Below are 18066 nucleotides of genomic sequence, written 5' to 3'. Positions count from 1 at the left end.
CATGATTCAGCACCGGCCCAACATGGACTGGATGCTCAAGGATCTCGCGGAGAGCGTTCCGCAGACCCGTCACGTGGTCGTGCTGTCCTCGGACGGCCTGCGCATGGCCCAGTACGGTACGGAGACCGATACCGCCGACCGACTGGCGGCGGCCTGTGCCGGACTGCAGAGTCTGGCGGGCGCGGTGTCCGCGGAGTTCCCGCACAGCGACGGCCGGATGCGCATGGTCGTGATCGAACTGGACGGTGGCTTCTTCTACTTGATGGCGGCGGGCGCCGGCGCGTACCTCGCCGTCCTGGCCGATGAGGGTGTGGACGCCGGGCTGATAGGGCAGCGGATGCGGGACCTGGTGGCCCGTATCGGCGAGCACCTCAGCAGCCCACCGCGCCACGACGGACAGGACGCATGAGCGGGCGCAGCAGGCGGATCGGCCGGCGGCGTCGGCCGCGCGGGGGTACGGCGGGGCGAAGCGGGGACACGGCATGAGCGGAGCGGACCAGGACTGGGAGGAGCAGAGCCCCGAGCGGCTCTACGTGATCACCGGTGGGCGCAGCGGCGCCTCCGGCCACACCACCTCCCTCGACCTGGTCACGCTGATCGTGTCGAAGGCCGGACCGAAGCCGGGAATGCAGCCGGAGCAGGCGTCGATCATGCGGCTGTGCCATTCCCCGCTGTCCGTGGCGGAGCTCTCCGCCTACATGCAGTTGCCGATCAGTGTGGTCACCGTCCTGCTCGGTGACCTGCTGGCCGACGGGCGGGTGGTGGCACGCGCGCCCGTACCCCCGCCCAACTTCCCGACCGTGCCCTTATTGAGGCGGTGATCCATGGACTTCAAAAGCTCTGAAACGCTCGTCGAGCGCCCCGCTCAGGGGCCGCGGAGCGAGGACGAACTGCCCGAGACGGCCGCCGCCGCGGTCAAGGTCGTGATCGTGGGCGGTTTCGGGGTCGGCAAGACGACCCTGGTGGGATCGGTGAGCGAGATCCGCCCGCTGACCACTGAAGAAACGATGACGCAGGCCGGTGTCGGCGTGGACGACATCGTCGGTGTCGAGCGCAAGACCTCGACGACCGTGGCGATGGACTTCGGCCGCATCAGCCTCAACGACGAACTGGTGCTGTACCTGTTCGGCACGCCGGGCCAGCAGCGCTTCTGGTTCCTGTGGAACGGGCTGTTCGACGGCGCGCTGGGGGCGGTGGTCCTCATCGACACCCGTCGCCTGGAGGTCAGCTTCGACGTCATCGGCCGCCTGGAGGAGCGCGGCGTCCCCTTCGTGGTCGCCATCAACTCCTTCCCGGACGCCCCCGTCCATGCCGTCGAGGAGATCCGGGGCGCCCTCGATCTGCCGGCCGAGGTGCCGATCATCGACTGCGACGCCCGGCTGCGTACCTCCAGCCGCGACGTACTGATGACGCTGATGCGGTACCTGCACTCGCTGGCCGGGGCTTGATCGACTGATGTCGTCGGCTAGTTGAACACCGAGTACCGATGTTCGTGCGCTGACCGTTCGGGGCTGAGACCTGAACGGTCAGCGTTCGTGTGTGGTGGCCGTTCGTCGCCGTTCGCCGGGCCACCCGGTGCCGTTGCCCCCACCCGCATGGTGTCGCTGAGTCCCCCCTCAAGTGGGGTGCGGACCCCCTCGTGATCGCCACGCTCCGCCCATAGCGTCTGAGCAGCCGAAACATCGGCGAGCAAGCGCAAGGCCGGAGGGGTTACGGAATGATCAGGCTTCGCCCGCGAGGCAGCGGCAGAGCGACGAGGGACGCGGAGCCGCTCCACGCGCGCGGCAACGACGGCGCCGCGTTGACGCTGGAATCCGTGACCCGCAGTTACCGGCGCGGAGTCAGGACCGTAGCCGCCCTGGACGACGTCAGCGTCACGGTCGCCCGGGGCAGCTTCGTGGCCGTGATGGGACGTTCCGGCTCCGGCAAGACGACGTTCCTCCAGTGCGCCGCCGGCCTGGACCGGCCGACCTCGGGGACCGTACGTATCGACGGCACCGACCTGTCCCGGATCGACGAAGCCGCCCTCACCCGGCTCCGCCGCGAACGCGTCGGTTTCGTCTTCCAGTCGCTCAATCTGGTGCCTTCGCTCTCGGTCGTCGAGAACGCCGCACTGCCCCTGCTGCTGGGCGGCGAGGAGCCGGGCAGCGCGGATGTACGGGCGCGAGCGCTGCGCGTCCTGGACTCGGTGGGACTGGCGGACCGGGCCGACGACTCTCCGCTGCTGCTCTCCGGCGGGCAGCAGCAGCGGGTGGCCATCGCCCGCGCGCTGGTCACCGACCCCGCGGTGATCTTCGCGGACGAGCCGACCGGCGCCCTCGACCCGGTCACCGCCATCGACGTACTGACCCTGTTGCGGGACGCGGTGGACCGCGCGGGGCACACGGTCGTGATGGTCACCCATGACCCGGTCGCCGCCTCCTGGACGGACCGGGCGCTCTTCATCGACGCCGGGCGCGTCGTCGGCGTACTGGACCAGCCGCGACCCGACGGCGTCGCCCAGACGATGAAGCGGCTGGGCGGAGGCGCGAGGTCATGACCTACGCGCCTCACGACCATTCCGTACGCCCCCGCAGTACCGCCCGTTTCCTCGCTGCCCGCTCGCTGAAGCTGCACCGCAAGGCGTGGGCCGCGGTGTTCGCGGTACTGGTGCTCACTTCTCTGGTACTCGGCGGTTTCGCGCTGGCCACGCTGTCCGCGGTGACCGGCCACGCGCGGGTGGAACGCTATGCGGGCGCCGCGGCGGTCGTCACCGGCGACCAGACCACCCGCTACACGGTGGAGACCCTGGGCGGCGAGATCCAATCGGCTTCGGCGGAGCTGACGGAACGGGTGCGGGTGCCGCGTTCGGTGCTGCCCAGGATCGCGGCCGTGCCGGGCGTACGGGCCGCCGTCGCGGACGATGCCTTCCCGGTCGCCATGTCCGCGAGCCCCGCCGCCACACGCATCGCCACGCACACCAGCACCGCCACCAACACCCCCACCTCCACTCCCAACACCAGCTCCACCTCTGCCCCCGTTTCCCCCTCCAACCCCATCTACGGACATCCCTGGCAAGCCGCCGCCCTCGCGCCCTTCACACTGCGCGAAGGGCGCGCCCCCGCCGGCCCCCGGCAGGTGGTCCTCGACGGCGACCTGGCCGACCGCGCGGGCGTACGCGTGGGTGACGAGATCACCGTGCAGTCCCTCGGCGACCCCGCGACGTACGAGGTCTGCGGCATCGCGGCCCCCGAGGGACAGGGCGACCGCACCGGCCTGGGACACCAGGGCGCTGTCTTCTTCACCGACCAGCGCGCGCGGCAACTGGCGGGGCACCCCGAAAGTGCCGATGCCATCGGTGTACTCGCCGAACCCGGGGTGAGCGACGAGCAGGTCCACGCCGGGGTGCGCGCGGCGCTGGGCGGCGCCGATCCGGCCCGCAGTGTCACCGCCGGGCAGCGTTACGAGGAGGACGACACCGCGCTGACGGTGCTGACCGGCGACAGCCGCGGGGAACCGGAGTTCCTCGAAGCGGCTCCCAGCCGCTGGGGCCTGCTGCGACTGCTGGTGTCGGTCTGTGCTCTCGTCGTGATGATCGCCGTACTCGTGGTGGCCGGTACGGTCGCGCAGGCCGTGCATCAGCGTGCCCGCGAGATGGCGTTGCTGCGCGCGGTCGGCGCCACGCCGGGGCAGTTGCGCGCGACGGTGAGCCGGGAGGTCCGTACGGTCGCCGTCGTCGCCGCCGTGACCGGCGCGATCGGTGCGGTACCGGTCTTCGGGCTCCTGCTGAGCCTGCTGCGCAGCCGCGACGCCGTACCCGCCGGCCTCGAACTGCCCACCCCCTGGTGGCTGTACGCGGCACCCCTGCTGACCGCCGGGCTGACCGTCCTCGTCGCGTGGATCGCCGGCACCCTGGCCTGCCGGCGCACGGCCAGGGTGAGTCCCGCGCAGGCGATGGGCGAGGCGCGGGGCGAGCCGGAGCGGCCGGGCCGCGGCCGTACCGTGACCGGCCTGGTGATGCTGTCCCTCGGCGTGATGTCGGCCGGTACGGCGGTGCTCCAGTTCGGCGAGGTGGCCGCGATGGCCGCGAGCACCGCGGCGATAACGCTGGTGATCGGGTGCGCGCTGCTCGGCCCCTGGATCGCCCGCGGCGCCCTACAGGTGCTCGGCGCGCCCGCACGGCGGTTCGGCGGTGTGGGCGGCTACTTGGCTGCCGCCGCCGCACAGGCCAACTCGCGTCGGCTGGGTGCCGCGATCACGCCGATCGTGCTGATGGTGGCCTTCGTCGTGGTCCAGATGTCGGGCGGCGCGACGCTGGACCGGCAGGGCGGCCGGCAGGGCGAGGACGCGGTGCACGCCGATCTGGCGGTCACCACGGACGGCCCGGGCCTGACGCAGGAGACGGTCGGCCGGATCGGGCGGGTACCAGGAGTGGCGGCCGCATCGGGCGTGCTGCACAGCACGGTCGTCCTGGCGCGCAAGGAACTCGGCGAGCCGCGGCTGGACCGGCTGCCGGTCCTGGCGGTCAGCCCCGCGGCGCTGCCGCGCGTACTGGATCCGGGTGTGGTCGAGGGCGATACGGCGAAGCTGGGCCGTGGCACGGTCGCGGTGGGCAAGGACCGGGCGCGGTCGCTGGGGCTCGGCATCGGGTCCGCCGTCACGCTGCGGTACGGCGACGGGGCAAACGTTTCCCTGCGCGTGGCGGCCATCTACGAACGCTCGCTCGCCCTCGGCGACTTCCTCTTCGCCCCCGAGGAACTGGCGCCCCACATGTCCGCACCCCTGCACTCCCGCGTCCTGCTCAGCCTCGACTCCCCGGGCGATCGGACACAGGCCGCCGTGCGGCGGGTGCTGGCTGGCTCCGCGACAGGCGCGCGGGTCACGCCGGACCCGGCGGGGGAGCAGCGGCAGGCCGTGGACCGGGGCGTCGGAGAAGTGATCACCGTGGTCGCGGTGAGTGTGATCGGCGGCTTCACCGTCATCGCCGTACTCAGCACCCTCACCCTCATCATGATCGGCCGTCGGCCGGAGATTCAGCTGCTGCGCCTCGTGGGCGCGGGGCGGCGTCAGATCCGGCGGATGCTGCGCATCGAGGCGGCCGTCGTGGGGTTGGCGGGCCTGGTGGTCGGCACGGTGGTCGCGCTGGTGCCGCTGATCGCGCTGAGCCTGCCGCTGGCCGGGACGCTGCCGTACCTGCCGCCCGCGCAGGCCGGGACGATCGTGGCGGTGGTGGCGGTGACGGTCGCGGCGGGCACGCTACTGCCGATGCGGCCCGCGCTCCGCAAGCGTCACCCGGCGGGTCCCGGAGGACGCTGAGGGGCGCGAGGAACGGCCGCGAGGTTCGGTCGGGAGCCGATAATCGATTATCCGGAAAACGAGCGCGAGGGCTACGGGCCGTACTGGCACCGCAGCCCTCGCGCTTTTCCATGACGGACACGGTTACCGACCGACCTCGCGCCCGGGGCGCACCCCGCCCCACCCCACCGTGACATCCTCCCTGAACCGCTCGGAACCGCCACAAATCCGGCTATTCCCGACCCCGTACTACGGCGTCGACGCAACCTCACGCATAATCCAATTCTCCACTGGTAACTCCCTCACCGAGAGGCCACTCGCATGACGAACCCCTTCGAAGACCCGGAGGCGCAGTACCACGTCCTGACGAACGACGAGAACCAGCACTCGCTGTGGCCCTCGTTCGCGGAGATCCCGGCCGGCTGGCAGAGCGTGTTCGGTCCGGAGGGCCGGCAGGCGTGCCTGGACTACGTCGAGGAGCACTGGACCGACATGCGGCCGCGCAGCCTGGCGGAGGCCATGGCCGACTGAACCTTTCGCCTCCCGTCCTGCCTCATGCGAAAGCACCCGTTCCGGTCCCGGAACGGGTGCTCTTCGTTTTCCGACGGCACTCGGGATGCCCCCCGCCTTGCCGTCGCACCGCCGTCATCTCCGCGGTTTCATCTCCGTGGCTTCGCCACCGTCATCACCGTGACCTCGCCATCGTCCCCAGCACGCCGCCGGCGTCACCGTCACACCCCCGTCGTCACCGTCACACCCCCGTCAACCGCAGCGCGAACGCCGCGAATCCCACCGCCAGCACCCCGGCACACACCCGCGGCCCCCGGGGGATCCCCGCCCACGGCATCTCCAGTCGCCGCGCCGGCCGGGCGACGAGGACGAGTACGACGGCGAAGAGCGGCAGCCACGGCAGCCGGGTCGCCATCCAGGCGGCGAAGTCCGGCGCGGTGGTCAGTCCCTCCACCGTCGTACCGACGAACGAGGCCGGTACGGCGACGGCCAGCATGGCCGTCTGGTGCCAGCACAGGATCGTCATCGCGGACCGGTTGACGGCCGTCACCGGAGCCCACAGCGCGGGCCGCCGCAGCAGGGCCGTGATCCGGTCGCGGAGCAGGATCGCCGCGCCCGACTGCGCCGCGGCCAGGGCGATCACCAGCAGGGACGGCGGGTGGGAGTTCGTACGGTCCTGGCCGGGGACGCCGACCATGCTCGCCGGGTAGTGGAAGACGAGAAGCAGTACCGCGAAGAGGACGGCGCCGCCGACGAGCAGCAGCCGGGCGCCGCGCCTGCCGAGCCGTTTCTCGCCCCAGGAGACGCCCAGTTGGTAGCCGAAGAGCCAGCCCGGGATCAGGCTGATCAGCGTGGCCCAGTACGGGATCGAGTCGGCGTACGGGCCGTAGCGCAGGAAGTCCACGGCAGCGACGACCGCCGCCAAGGGGGCCGCCGCCCAGCCGCCGAGCCTCCGTGAGGCTGCCATGCAGTACGGCGTCAGCGCCGTCACCGCCGCGTACACGCCCACGAACCACAGGGGCTGGACGACCAGCGTCGCGGCCGTGTGCAGCGTCGTGAGGGGGACGCCGGCCGCGTACAGGGCGGCAGCGAGCACGGCCCACACGGCGGTGACGCCGACGGCGGGCCGTAGCAACCGGGTCAGCCGGCCGCGCAGCCAGTCGCCCGGTGTCGTGCCCCGCGCGGTGGCGCGCCGGTAGGACTGCACGGAGGCGTAGCCGCCGACGAGGAAGAAGATGCCGAGCATCTGGAGCACCCAGGTGATCGGCGCGAGCGGCGCGAAGGTGGAGAGCGGGCTGGCGTTGTGCAGCGAGCTGTCGGGGTCGCGGACCAAGCCGCCGACGAGCCAGTGGCCGGTCGGTACGGCCAGCAGGGCCAGCGCCCGCAGCCCGTCGACGGCCCGGTCGCGCTGGACGACCGGGAGGCGGCCGGCCGCGCCCGGCAGCGGTGTGTGCGAGCGGGACCGCTCGTCCAGGCTCATGCTCCGGAACCCGCGCTGTCCGCGGCGCGCGGCATGGCAACTTCCCGTACAGCGGCTTCTCGTACCGCGGCCTTCCGTATGCAGGCATCCTGTACCGCGGCCTTCCGTATACAGGCTTCCCGTACCGCGGCCTTTCGTATGCACGCATCCCGTACCGCGGCTTTCCGTATGCAGGCTTCCCGTATGGAGGCTTTCCGCATGGCAGCTTTCCTCTTCTCGCACACGGTCGGCGCATGGGCGTGCCACGGGCCTGCCGAGGGTCCGTCTTGAAGGTGATGGGGCGATCGCCTTCCATGCTGGTGCGAGGAGCCTGCGAAAGCAGTCGGGACAGAACCCGTATCAGGGTGGGGCAAACCTCACCGCGGCCCAGGGGGACAGCACCCTGCGGGGCGGGCCCGGTGGCTGGTCCGTCTCCCCTACTCCCCGGGCAGGGCCCGCTGTTGTTCGCAATGTTCGTATCATCGGCTCATGACCGCCAAGACTCCGGAATCCGCCTCCTGGGGCGAACTGCGCGCCTCCCACGCCGACCGGGAGGCCGTGGTGGAACAGCTGAGGGAGGCGGCGGGCGAGGGCCGGATCGACCTCGCGGAACTGGAGGACCGGCTGGAACGGGCGCTGACCGCCAAGACGTTCGCCGACCTCGCGCCGCTCACCGCCGACCTGCCGCAGGCCGGCCCCACGGCGGACCCGGGCGAGGCGCTGGTCCTCAAGGGCGGCATCCACGGCGTGTCCCGTACGGGGCGCTGGGAGGTGCCTGTGCACATCACCGCGCACGGCGGTATGGGCGGCGTCCGGCTCGACTTCACCCGTACCGAGTGCCGACTCCCCGAGGTTGAGGTGGAGGCGTACGGAGAGATGGCGGGTGTCACGGTCGTCATCCCCGAGGGGTGGGCCGCGAACTGCGACGGCGTCGCGACGGGCCTCGGCGCCCTCAGGGACGAGACCACCCCCGAGCGGCTCCCGGACACGCCGCTCATCCGGCTCACCGGGGCCGTCGGCATGGCCGGCGTGGTCGTCCGTCATCCCAACGCCCGTGAGCGCCGTCAGCTGAAGCGCGAACGGGCGAAGTAGCCGCGCGCCCGTACGGCGGCAGCCTGCACGCCGCGCCGGCGGCCTGTCGCGCCCGTACAGCAGTCATCGCGCCAGTACGGCGGCCGGTCACGCTCGTACGGCGGTCATCGCCCCGGACGGCGACTGTCACGCCCGTACGGCACTCGCCACGCCCGGGCGGCCTCGACGGCGAGCGATGTGGCGCCCCCGGCAGGACTCGAACCTGCGGCCAAGTGCTTAGAAGGCACCTGCTCTATCCACTGAGCTACGGGGGCCAGGTGGTGGGCGTGGATCACACGGGCCGCCGACAAGGATAGGGCTCCGTGTGCCTCGTCCCGGTTGCTTCACCTCCGTGGCACGTTGTGGAGGTTCGGTGAAGCGGTCCCGATAATCGCAGGCAGGTACGAATTCTGCACCGTTTTTGGCGCCTCACGCGTCGGGTGTTGTGCACTCGTTATGCCTGAGCCCCTCTGATCGCGTCTGCCCCATGCGTCGCTGATCCCGATCTGTACGGGTTTACGCGGCACGCACAGATGGCTATACGCTTCAAAAACCTGCCAAAATTGGGCATTCTGCACGAGTGGCAACCTTGGATGTACAACCCCGTCTCCTTGACGTCCTGTCCGCGCTGCGCGACCGCGTCGACGCCGCGCGCTTCCCGCTGCCACTGCCCGGCGCCGCCCGCGCCCGGCGTACCCGGTCCGAGTTGCTGGACCAGCTCGACGACTATGTGATGCCCCGGCTACGCGCTCCTCAGGCCCCGCTGCTCGCGGTCGTCGGCGGATCCACCGGCGCCGGCAAGTCCACGCTCGTCAATTCCCTGGTGGGCCGGCGCGTCAGCGAGGCGGGCGTACTGCGGCCCACGACACGTACGCCGGTGCTCGTGTGCCACCCCGACGATCATCACTGGTTCGCGGGACGGCGCGTACTGCCGCAGTTCACCCGCGTCTGGGTGCCCGAGCAGGACGGCCCCGAGGGACTCGACGCGTACGACGACGCGTGTGAACGCGAGTGCGAGTACACCTACGAAGGTGAGGACGGGGAGGAGGGCGGCGGCGCGCCGGCGAGCGCGGCGGGCATGGCGCCCCTGCGCATCGAGACGGACCCGGCCCTGCCCAGCGGTCTGGCCCTCCTGGACGCCCCCGACATCGACTCGCTCGTCGCGCGCAACCGGGAGCTGGCCGCCGAGCTGATCTGCGCGGCCGACGTATGGGTACTGGTCACCACCGCCGCCCGGTACGCGGACGCGGTGCCGTGGCACCTGCTGCGTACGGCCAAGGAGTACGACGTCACCCTCGTCACCGTGCTGGACCGGGTGCCGCACCAGATCGCCACCGACATCTCGGCGCGGTACGCCGCTCTGCTGACCCGCGCCGGGCTCGGAGACGTGCCCCGCTTCACCATCCCCGAGCTGCCCGAGTCGGCGGGCGGCGGCAGCGGGCTGCTGCCCGCCACGGCGGTGGCGGCGCTGCGGCGCTGGCTGGAGCGGCACGCACAGGACCCCGTGGTCCGGAACGCGGCGGCCGCCCGTACCACCGCCGGGGTCCTGGCCTCGCTGCACTCCCGTATGCCGGCCCTCGCCGGAGCCTCCGCCTCCCAGCACGCCGCCACGCTGCGGCTGGCCGACCAGGTGGAGCAGGCGTACGAGGAGGCCGCGGCCCGGGTACGGCGCGAGGTCGAACAGGGCGAGGTGCTGTCCGGCGACGCCCGCGCCCACTGGCGCGACCACGAACTCGGCGGCCGCCCCGACGAACTGCTGGACGCCCTGACCCACGGACTGACCTCCCTGCTGCGCTGCGCGGTGGAAGAAGCCGACGAGCGGGCCGCCGAGGCGTGGCGCCGGGACCCCGCGGCGGCGGACGCGGCCCTGGCGGAGGTGGCGGACGCCGCGGCCTCGGCAGCCCGCCTGGGTGTGCTCGTACGGCGCTGGCGGCGCTGTTTGGAGGAACTGGCGGAGGAAGGCGTACGGGAAGCGCGCGCGCCACGAGGCGGGCGCGCGGCGCGCAGGGCACGGGCCGGGGAGCGCGCGAAGTCCGCCGCCGACCCGGAGGAGGCCGCGGCGCTGCTGGCCACCACCTTGCTGGGCGGACGCCGGGCCCGTACAGCAGGCGAAGCCCTCGCCGACTTGCTGGGCGCACAGGCCGCGGTACGGCTGCGAGACCGGGGCGGCCGACTGCTCGACACGTACCTCCGGCGCGCGCTGGACGGCGAACGGGAGCGGCGTCTGACGCCGCTGGAATCGCTGGGCGTACGGCCGGACCACCAGGCCGCGCTGATCGCCGCGCTGTCTCTATTGCAGAAGGAGAAGGTGACGCGGTGACTGCTCGTGTGGGGCGTATGGATGGGGATGTGGGTGGGGACGGGGACGGGGATGTGGGCGGCGGGTATGCGGATGGGGACGCCGGAGCGCGGCCGGAGATGGCGGGGGGTTCGCCGATGGCCACCGAGACGGCCATGCCCATCGAGACGGCGACGGCCGTAGGGGCGGCCTCCGTGGCGTCCCCGAAGACAGACCCGGATGTTTCGGATGATGCGGAAGTTCCGGGACCCCTGGCAGACCCGGTGGCCCCGGAAACCCCGGGAGGCCCGGCGGCCCCGGAAAGCCCGATGCCCCCGGACGCGGCAGCTGTCCGGCCGGCCCCCGACCAGGCCGAGGCGCGCACCTCCTGGAACGACGGGCTGATCGCCCGCCGCGCGAAGGACGGTGCCGACGCGAAGCCCGCCACCGGGCGGCGACACGCCCGCGCACGGGAAGCGGCGGCGGAGCCACGCGAAGGCCGACAGCCCGAGTGGCGTGAGTGGCCCGAGTGGCTGGAGTGGGAAGACCGGGACCGGAGTTCCCATCCGGACGGGGACGCGTGGCCGGACGACGGGGACGAGTGGCACCAGCAGCGCGACTGGCAGGAGTGGGAGGACGAGGGCGACAGCGAACTCGAAGCCGTACTGGCCGTACTCCAGGAACCCGCGGAACCCGTACAGGAGCCGCGGGGCCGGCGCGGCCGCGCCCAGGAGGCGAAGGAGTGCGCCCCCGACCCCCGGACCCCCAGGGAGCCCAGAGGAACCAGAGGAAGCAGAGCTGTCAGAGGCACCGGTGGCATCAGACAGCGCAGAGAGCGCAGTGCCCCCGAAGGCCCAGAAACCCCCGAAGACCGCGACGACCACGTAGCCCCAGGCAGACCAGGGACCCTCAGACCCCCTGGAACTCCCAGAACCTCTGGAGCCCCCAGAACCCGACCGACCCCCGCCCAGCGGCTGCGGCCCCGCCTCGACGCTCTCCGGGAGCTCGTCGGGCTGTCCCGGACGCGCCTGGACGGGGCGACGCTGGCCGAGGCGGGACGGGTGCTCGGCGCGGCGGACGAGCGCTACCGGCTGTCCGGGGAACACACCGTCATCGCTGTCGCGGGGGCCACCGGCAGCGGGAAGTCGTCCCTGTTCAACGCGCTGGTGGGGGCGGACCACTCGGACGTGGGGGCGCGCCGGCCGACGACCTCGGAGCCGGTGGCCTGCGTGTGGTCCGGCGGGCAGCCGGGCGCGCACGGCCTGCTGGACCGGCTCGGAGTACCGGTACGCCGCAGACACGCGCCGGCCGCCGGTTCGGCCACGCTGCCCGGCCTCGTCCTCCTGGACCTGCCCGACCACGACTCGGCCGCGGCCGGGCACCGTGAGCAGGTCGACCGGATGCTGGGGCTGGTGGACGCGGTGATCTGGGTGGTCGACCCGGAGAAGTACGCGGACGCGGTGCTGCACGAAAGGTATCTGCGGCCGCTGGCGGGCCATGCCGAGGTCATGTTCGTCGTCCTCAACCAGGTGGACCGGCTGCCGGGGGACGCCGCCGTACAGGTGGTCGACGATCTGCGGCGGCTGCTCGACGAGGACGGCCTGGCCCTCGGCGAGCACGGCGAACCGGGCGCCGCCGTACTGGCGCTGTCGGCGGCCACCGGAGAGGGCGTCGGGGACCTGAGGGAGGCCCTCCGCCAGTTCGTCGCGGAGCGCGGCGCGGCGGACCGGCGGTTGACCGCCGACGTGGACGCGGCGGCGGGGCGGCTGTGGCCGGTGTACGTGGCGGACGGACGGTACGGGCTGACGGAAGCGGCCCGGGAGGAGTTCGAGGACTGGCTCGCCGAGGCGGTCGGCGCCGGGGCCATGGGCAGTGCGGCGGAACGCGACTGGCTGCGCCACGGGGAGCGGGCCTGCGGCACGCCGTGGCTGCGCCTGCGGCTGCGCAGACGGCGGTCGGGGGCGGCGCGCGGGCGGTCCGGGCGGACGAGCCCGGGTCGTACGGGACGGTCCAGGCTGTGGCATCGGGACGCGTGCCCGGACCCGTACACGGAAGCGGACGCAGCCGGTGATGTGGACGGCGAGGACGAGTACGGCACCGTGAGCGGCTGGGTGCCGGTGGACGGGCGGGCGACGGCGCGGCCGTTGGTCGAGCAGGCCGTACGGGCCGTGGCGGGGGAGGCGTCGGAAGGGCTGCCGGCGCCTTGGGCGCAGGCGGTGCGCGAGGCGGCGTTCCGGGGCGCCGAGGGACTGCCGGAGGCGCTGGACCGGGCGGCGGCGGTCTCGGAAGGGACCTTGCGCGCCGGGCCGCTGGTGCGGCCGCGGTGGTGGTCGGTGGCCGCCGTGACGCAGGGGCTGCTGACGGTGTTGCTGGTGACCGGGGTGTTGTGGCTGCTGGCCGTGGTGGTGGGCGCGGCGGATGCGGGGGAGTGGCTGTCCGCGCTGCTGGTGACGGTCATCGGGACGACGGGCGGCCCGGTTCTGTCGTGGGTGTGCGGAGTGTCGGGGCGCGGTGCGGCCCGTCGGTACGGCCAGGAAGCGGAACGCCGGCTGCGTACGGCGGCGGCGGGCTGCGGCCGCGCCGCGGTGCTGGAGCCGGTCGCCGCCGAACTGCTGCGCTATCGGGAGGTGCGGGAGCAGTACGCGGTGGCGGCGGGGTTGTGAGGCGGTGAGGCAGCGGGATCGGGAGACAGCGGGACTGGGAGACAGCGGGGCAGCGGGGTTGTCGGCTTCGCAGCTGCGCGGCTTCGGAGCTGTGAGGGGGCGGGGTGCTGGGGCCCGCCGACATGATGATCCCCCGCCGGAGTGACGGAGTTGTCCACAACTCCGCGGTAGCGCACAGGCCCCGGCAGGCTCCGGCGAATCCGTGCAGCATGGGTTCCACGCAGGCCCGGGACCGGGCCGCAGGGCCCGCCCGGGGCCCATGACGGGGGAGGCGACGGCAATGTACGAAACGATGGTGACGCTGGTGGGGAACGCCGCGACGGCGGTGGAGCACCGGCTGACCACGACAGGCGCTTCGGCGGCGCGGTTCCGTCTGGCGACGTCCGCGCGGCGCTGGGACAAGGAGCGCGGATGCTGGGTCGACGGGGACACGAGCTTCTACACCGTCCGCGCGTGGCGGACGCTGGCGGACCACGTCGCCGCCTCCGTCTCGCGCGGCGAGCCCCTGGTCGTGCACGGCCGCATGCGGGTGTGGGACCGGGAACTGCCCGAGGAGAAGGGCGGACAGCGGCGGGTGTCGGTCGAGGTGGACGCCGTGGCCGTCGGGCACGACCTGTCGCGCGGCACCTCGGCCTTCCGGCGGATCAACCGGACGGGTACGGATCCGACGCCCCCGGACGGACGGCCGGGCGGCGGGGAAGAACCCACCGAGGCGGCAGCCCCTCCGCCCCTTTCGCCCTCTCCGGCCCCTCCAGCCGCCGCACCGGCCACAGAACCTGACTGGTCGTCGCCGCCCCCGGCGCCCACTCGGGAGGAGGGCGGTATTGCCTCGGCCTGACACCTCACCCGAGTGGTTCCGAACCTTCCGGTGGAGCCTCGCCGGCACCGGCCGGCGGCAGCCTCCGAGGCTGCCCCGCCCAATCCTCTCCCGACGCTCTCCCGGCTCTCTCCCGCCCGTCTCCCGAACCTTCTCCGCACCCTCGATGCGCCTTACGCCGGAGAAGCGATCAGTGCCCGGAACGTCCCGGTGATTTGTCGATATTGCCAGGTCAAGTGGGGTGCAGTCGGTAACGATTGTGATTCGGATCGCTTATAGGACGGTATTGCGGGGGATCGTGTTCCGCCCGCTCTCTAGGATCCGTCGGGTACTCACGAGTACTCACGGGGGCTGATGTATTCGGCTGTTGAGTTCTTCGGGTTCATTCCGGCGAGGCAACTCCCCTATCGATCCCGCCTCGCCCAGAGGGGAAATTCATGATTTCAGTGAAGAGGCGGGGCGCAGCCCGCCTCGCCGCCGCGGTCCTGGCGTCGGGTCTCGTCGCGGCGGGCGCGATAGCCACCGCGGGTCCCGCCGCGGCTGACGAAGCGGCGCCGGTCCACGGCGGCGCCAGTGCCACGCTCGACGGTCTGAAGACCTACGGCCAGGCCGTCCTCCACGCCGACGGTCACGACCAGCGGATCGGCGCCGGGCTCTTCGAGATGAAGGTCGACAACGGCGGCACCCTCCAGACGTACTGCATCGACATCGGCACGCCGACGCAGCAGATGGCGAAGTACAAGGAGGTGCCCTGGAGCGCCTCGTCGCTGCACGACAACCAGGACGCCGGCAAGATCCGCTGGATCCTGCAGAACTCCTACCCGCAGGTCAACGACCTGGCCTCGCTCGCGCAGAAGGCCGGTGCCGGGAGCCTGAGCGAGAAGACCGCTGCCGCCGGTACCCAGGTCGCGATCTGGCGCTTCTCCGACCACGTGAAGGTCGACGCCGTCGACCCCGCGGCCGGGAAGCTCGCCGACTACCTGGAGAAGAACGCGAAGAGCCTCAGCGAGCCCGAGGCGTCGCTGAAGCTGGACTCGCCGGCCGTCTCCGGCAAGTCCGGCAGCAAGCTCGGCCCGGTCACGGTCCGCACCAACGCCGGCAGCGTGACCGTCTCCCCGGCCGCCGGTACCCCCGCCGGCGTCAAGGTGGTCGGCGCCGACGGCAAGCCCGTCACCAAGGCGGTCAACGGCACCCAGCTCTTCTTCGACGTGCCCGCCGGCGCGAGGACGGCGCCACCTCGCTGACCGCGCAGGCCGCCACGAAGGTCTCGGTCGGCCGCGCCTTCACCGGCAGCGTCGGCCGCGTCAAGAGCCAGACCATGATCCTGGCCGGCTCCAGCGAGTCCACCGCCACCGCGACCGCCACCGCCTCCTGGAAGAAGCAGGGCGCGGCCCCGGCCGTCACCGCGGAGAAGAACTGCTCCAAGGGCGGCGTGGACGTCACCGCCACCAACAAGGGCGACGCGCCGTTCAAGTTCCAGCTGTCCGGCAAGGAGCACGTGATCGCGCCGGGCAAGTCCGAGACGGTCACCGTCCCGGTCGGCGAGGACCAGGCGTACGAGATCACGATCGCGGGTGAGGGCGGCTTCAAGAAGACCTTCACCGGCGTCCTCGACTGCAAGACCGCCGGTGCCACTCCCGGCAAGCCCTCCTCGCAGCCCAGCCCGGCCTCGGCCGGCGGCACCAGCGCCGGCAGCACCGGCGGCGACACCGGCGGCGCGGGCGGCGACCTCGCCGAGACCGGCTCCAGCAGCGCCACCCCGGTGATCGCGGGCGTCGCGGTCGCGCTGGTCGTCGTCGGCGGCGGCGCGGTCTTCTTCCTCCGCAAGAAGAAGGCGGGCGTCACCCCGTAACCGAGATACGGGCATCACCCCGAGATCGAGGTACGGACGTTCCTCCGTAACCGAGGTACGGGGTGCCCTCCCGTGACCGAGGCATCGGCGACACCCGGGAACCGGGGTGTGGAAGCTCCCCGGGACCCGGCGTGACGAGACACGCCCCGGCCTCGGCCGCCCGTGACCGTACGCGCACCACCCACCGCCCTCCGTGCCCGAGCGAAACCGCTCCTCGGCCACGGAGGGCGGCGGCGTTCCCGTCCGGGGGCAAAGGCTCAGAAACCGGTAGCAAAGGCCCGTCGCCCGGCCCACCACCCCGACCCCTCACCCCGAATCACCACCCCGAAGCACCGCTCTGCGAGGTACTCGTTTCCATCGCGGGCTGGCCGTACGGCAAGATGGGGTGTATCTGCCCTCGCGCGGCGGAGCCGCTCATCGGCCCACGCGGCGGAGCCGCATTGACCATGACAGATCCAGACTGCCGGACGGTTTCTCTTGGCTGAGTACATCTACACGATGCGCAAGGCGCGTAAGGCGCACGGCGACAAGGTCATTCTTGACGACGTGACGCTGAACTTCCTGCCTGGCGCGAAGATCGGTGTCGTGGGCCCCAACGGCGCCGGCAAGTCGACGGTGCTGAAGATCATGGCCGGTCTTGAGCAGCCGTCGAACGGTGACGCGTTCCTGTCCCCGGGCTTCTCCGTCGGCATGCTCCTCCAGGAGCCGCCGCTGGACGAGACCAAGACGGTCCTGGAGAACGTCCAGGACGGCGCCCGCGAGACCATGGACAAGCTCAAGCGCTTCAACGAGGTCGCCGAGCTGATGGCGACCGACTACAGCGACGCGCTGCTGGAGGAGATGGGCAAGCTCCAGGAGGACCTGGACCACGCCAACGCCTGGGACCTCGACACCCAGCTGGAGCAGGCCATGGACGCGCTGGGCTGCCCGCCCGGCGACTGGTCGGTCACCAACCTCTCCGGTGGTGAGAAGCGCCGCGTCGCGCTGTGCAAGCTGCTGCTGGAGGCCCCCGACCTGCTGCTCCTCGACGAGCCCACCAACCACCTGGACGCCGAGTCCGTGCAGTGGCTGGAGCAGCACCTCGCCCAGTACGCCGGCACCGTCGTCGCCGTCACCCACGACCGGTACTTCCTCGACAACGTCGCCGAGTGGATCCTGGAGCTCGACCGCGGCCGCGCGCACCCGTACGAGGGCAACTACTCCACCTACCTCGACAAGAAGCAGACCCGCCTGAAGGTCGAGGGCCAGAAGGACGCCAAGCGCGCGAAGCGTCTGAAGGAAGAGCTGGAGTGGGTCCGCTCCAACGCCAAGGGCCGTCAGGCCAAGTCCAAGTCGCGTCTGTCCCGTTACGAGGAGATGGCGGCCGAGGCGGAGAAGACCCGGAAGCTGGACTTCGAGGAGATCCAGATCCCGCCGGGCCCGCGGCTGGGCAACATCGTCGTCGAGGTCGAGAACCTCAGCAAGGCGTTCGGTGACAAGGTCCTCATCGACGACCTGTCGTTCACCCTCCCGCGCAACGGCATCGTCGGCGTCATCGGCCCGAACGGCGCCGGCAAGACCACGCTGTTCAAGATGATCCAGGGCCTGGAGGAGCCGGACTCCGGCCAGATCAAGGTCGGCGACACGGTCAAGATCTCCTACGTCGACCAGAACCGCGCCAACATCGACCCCAAGAAGACGCTGTGGGCCGTCGTCTCCGACGAGCTGGACTACATCAACGTCGGCCAGGTCGAGATGCCGTCCCGCGCCTACGTCTCGGCGTTCGGCTTCAAGGGCCCGGACCAGCAGAAGCCGGCCGGCGTGCTCTCCGGCGGTGAGCGCAACCGCCTGAACCTGGCGCTCACCCTCAAGCAGGGCGGCAACCTGCTGCTCCTCGACGAGCCGACCAACGACCTCGACGTCGAGACCCTGTCCTCGCTGGAGAACGCGCTGCTGGAGTTCCCCGGCTGCGCCGTGGTCGTCTCCCACGACCGCTGGTTCCTGGACCGCGTCGCCACGCACATCCTGGCGTACGAGGGCAACTCCAAGTGGTTCTGGTTCGAGGGCAACTTCGACTCGTACGAGAAGAACAAGGTCGAGCGCCTCGGCCCGGACGCGGCCCGTCCGCACCGCGCCACGTACAAGAAGCTCACCCGGGGCTGA

The 18066-nt window shown here is 71.9% G+C and carries 11 protein-coding genes, 1 tRNA gene and 2 pseudogenes; 12 read left to right on the top strand and 2 right to left on the bottom strand.

Going from position 1 to position 18066, the window contains the following annotated elements; all coding sequences use genetic code 11:
• Window position 1 precedes the first annotated feature (1 nt).
• The 6 genes and pseudogenes from ACEXOX_RS18375 (at window position 2) to ACEXOX_RS18350 (ending at window position 5805) form a co-directional block, all read left to right on the top strand.
• A complete protein-coding gene (locus tag ACEXOX_RS18375) occupies window positions 2–409 on the top strand; it encodes a roadblock/LC7 domain-containing protein (protein ID WP_030018953.1) in 408 nt (135 codons plus the stop codon).
• Between the two features lie 73 nt (window positions 410–482).
• Window positions 483–844 (top strand): annotated as a pseudogene (locus ACEXOX_RS18370) (DUF742 domain-containing protein).
• Complete coding sequence (locus ACEXOX_RS18365; RefSeq protein WP_030018955.1) at window positions 825–1448, top strand: ATP/GTP-binding protein; 624 nt, start codon at window positions 825–827, stop codon at window positions 1446–1448. The pseudogene ACEXOX_RS18370 and the gene ACEXOX_RS18365 overlap by 20 nt, the downstream one beginning before the upstream one ends.
• A gap of 368 nt (window positions 1449–1816) precedes the next feature.
• Complete coding sequence (locus ACEXOX_RS18360; RefSeq protein ID WP_406521903.1) at window positions 1817–2539, top strand: ABC transporter ATP-binding protein; 723 nt, start codon at window positions 1817–1819, stop codon at window positions 2537–2539.
• Window positions 2536–5295: an FtsX-like permease family protein gene (locus tag ACEXOX_RS18355; protein WP_406521901.1), complete on the top strand. Its 2760-nt coding sequence runs from the start codon at window positions 2536–2538 to the stop codon at window positions 5293–5295. The genes ACEXOX_RS18360 and ACEXOX_RS18355 overlap by 4 nt, the downstream gene beginning before the upstream one ends.
• A gap of 300 nt (window positions 5296–5595) precedes the next feature.
• The gene (locus ACEXOX_RS18350; protein ID WP_030018958.1) at window positions 5596–5805 is read left to right on the top strand and encodes an MbtH family protein; all 210 of its coding nucleotides are present in this window, start codon (window positions 5596–5598) and stop codon (window positions 5803–5805) included.
• A 220-nt stretch (window positions 5806–6025) separates the two neighbouring features.
• On the opposite strand, the gene ACEXOX_RS18345 is transcribed toward ACEXOX_RS18350, so the two are convergent.
• Window positions 6026–7264: an acyltransferase gene (locus ACEXOX_RS18345; protein ID WP_406521899.1), complete on the bottom strand. Its 1239-nt coding sequence runs from the start codon at window positions 7262–7264 to the stop codon at window positions 6026–6028.
• A gap of 468 nt (window positions 7265–7732) precedes the next feature.
• On the opposite strand from ACEXOX_RS18345, the gene ACEXOX_RS18340 reads away from it, so the two are divergent.
• Complete coding sequence (locus tag ACEXOX_RS18340; protein ID WP_406521897.1) at window positions 7733–8335, top strand: DUF1707 domain-containing protein; 603 nt, start codon at window positions 7733–7735, stop codon at window positions 8333–8335.
• Window positions 8336–8513: 178 nt separating this feature from the next.
• On the opposite strand, the gene ACEXOX_RS18335 is transcribed toward ACEXOX_RS18340, so the two are convergent.
• Window positions 8514–8589, bottom strand: a tRNA-Arg gene (locus tag ACEXOX_RS18335).
• A gap of 314 nt (window positions 8590–8903) precedes the next feature.
• Here ACEXOX_RS18335 and ACEXOX_RS18330 point away from each other — a divergent pair.
• From ACEXOX_RS18330 to ettA, 5 genes and pseudogenes are all read left to right on the top strand, one after another.
• Window positions 8904–10634: a dynamin family protein gene (locus ACEXOX_RS18330; RefSeq protein ID WP_406521895.1), complete on the top strand. Its 1731-nt coding sequence runs from the start codon at window positions 8904–8906 to the stop codon at window positions 10632–10634.
• A gap of 287 nt (window positions 10635–10921) precedes the next feature.
• Window positions 10922–13255 (top strand): GTPase, encoded by a 2334-nt coding sequence (locus ACEXOX_RS18325; protein WP_406521893.1) that lies wholly within the window; start codon window positions 10922–10924, stop codon window positions 13253–13255.
• Window positions 13256–13535: 280 nt separating this feature from the next.
• The gene (locus ACEXOX_RS18320; protein ID WP_406521892.1) at window positions 13536–14093 is read left to right on the top strand and encodes a single-stranded DNA-binding protein; all 558 of its coding nucleotides are present in this window, start codon (window positions 13536–13538) and stop codon (window positions 14091–14093) included.
• A gap of 416 nt (window positions 14094–14509) precedes the next feature.
• Window positions 14510–15924 (top strand): annotated as a pseudogene (locus ACEXOX_RS18315) (LAETG motif-containing sortase-dependent surface protein).
• Window positions 15925–16401: 477 nt separating this feature from the next.
• Entirely contained in the window at window positions 16402–18066 is a 1665-nt protein-coding gene (gene ettA, locus ACEXOX_RS18310; protein ID WP_406521890.1) for an energy-dependent translational throttle protein EttA, read from the top strand.

Origin of the sequence: Streptomyces sp. Ac-502, assembly GCF_045222935.1 — a bacterium.
In the GTDB taxonomy this organism is placed as follows: Bacteria; Actinomycetota; Actinomycetes; order Streptomycetales; family Streptomycetaceae; genus Streptomyces; species Streptomyces monomycini.
This window is presented reverse-complemented; position numbering and strand designations above follow the sequence as displayed.

What these genes read in the sequence shown, in the direction of transcription:
- ACEXOX_RS18375 (WP_030018953.1), top strand. Translation starts at nt 2, where the DNA reads ATGATTCAGCACCGGCCCAACATGGACTGGATGCTCAAGGATCTCGCG.
- ACEXOX_RS18365 (WP_030018955.1), top strand. Translation starts at nt 825, where the DNA reads ATGGACTTCAAAAGCTCTGAAACGCTCGTCGAGCGCCCCGCTCAGGGG.
- ACEXOX_RS18355 (WP_406521901.1), top strand. Translation starts at nt 2,536, where the DNA reads ATGACCTACGCGCCTCACGACCATTCCGTACGCCCCCGCAGTACCGCC.
- ACEXOX_RS18350 (WP_030018958.1), top strand. Translation starts at nt 5,596, where the DNA reads ATGACGAACCCCTTCGAAGACCCGGAGGCGCAGTACCACGTCCTGACG.
- ACEXOX_RS18345 (WP_406521899.1), bottom strand. Translation starts at nt 7,264, where the DNA reads ATGAGCCTGGACGAGCGGTCCCGCTCGCACACACCGCTGCCGGGCGCG.
- ACEXOX_RS18340 (WP_406521897.1), top strand. Translation starts at nt 7,733, where the DNA reads ATGACCGCCAAGACTCCGGAATCCGCCTCCTGGGGCGAACTGCGCGCC.
- ACEXOX_RS18325 (WP_406521893.1), top strand. Translation starts at nt 10,922, where the DNA reads ATGCCCCCGGACGCGGCAGCTGTCCGGCCGGCCCCCGACCAGGCCGAG.
- ACEXOX_RS18320 (WP_406521892.1), top strand. Translation starts at nt 13,536, where the DNA reads ATGTACGAAACGATGGTGACGCTGGTGGGGAACGCCGCGACGGCGGTG.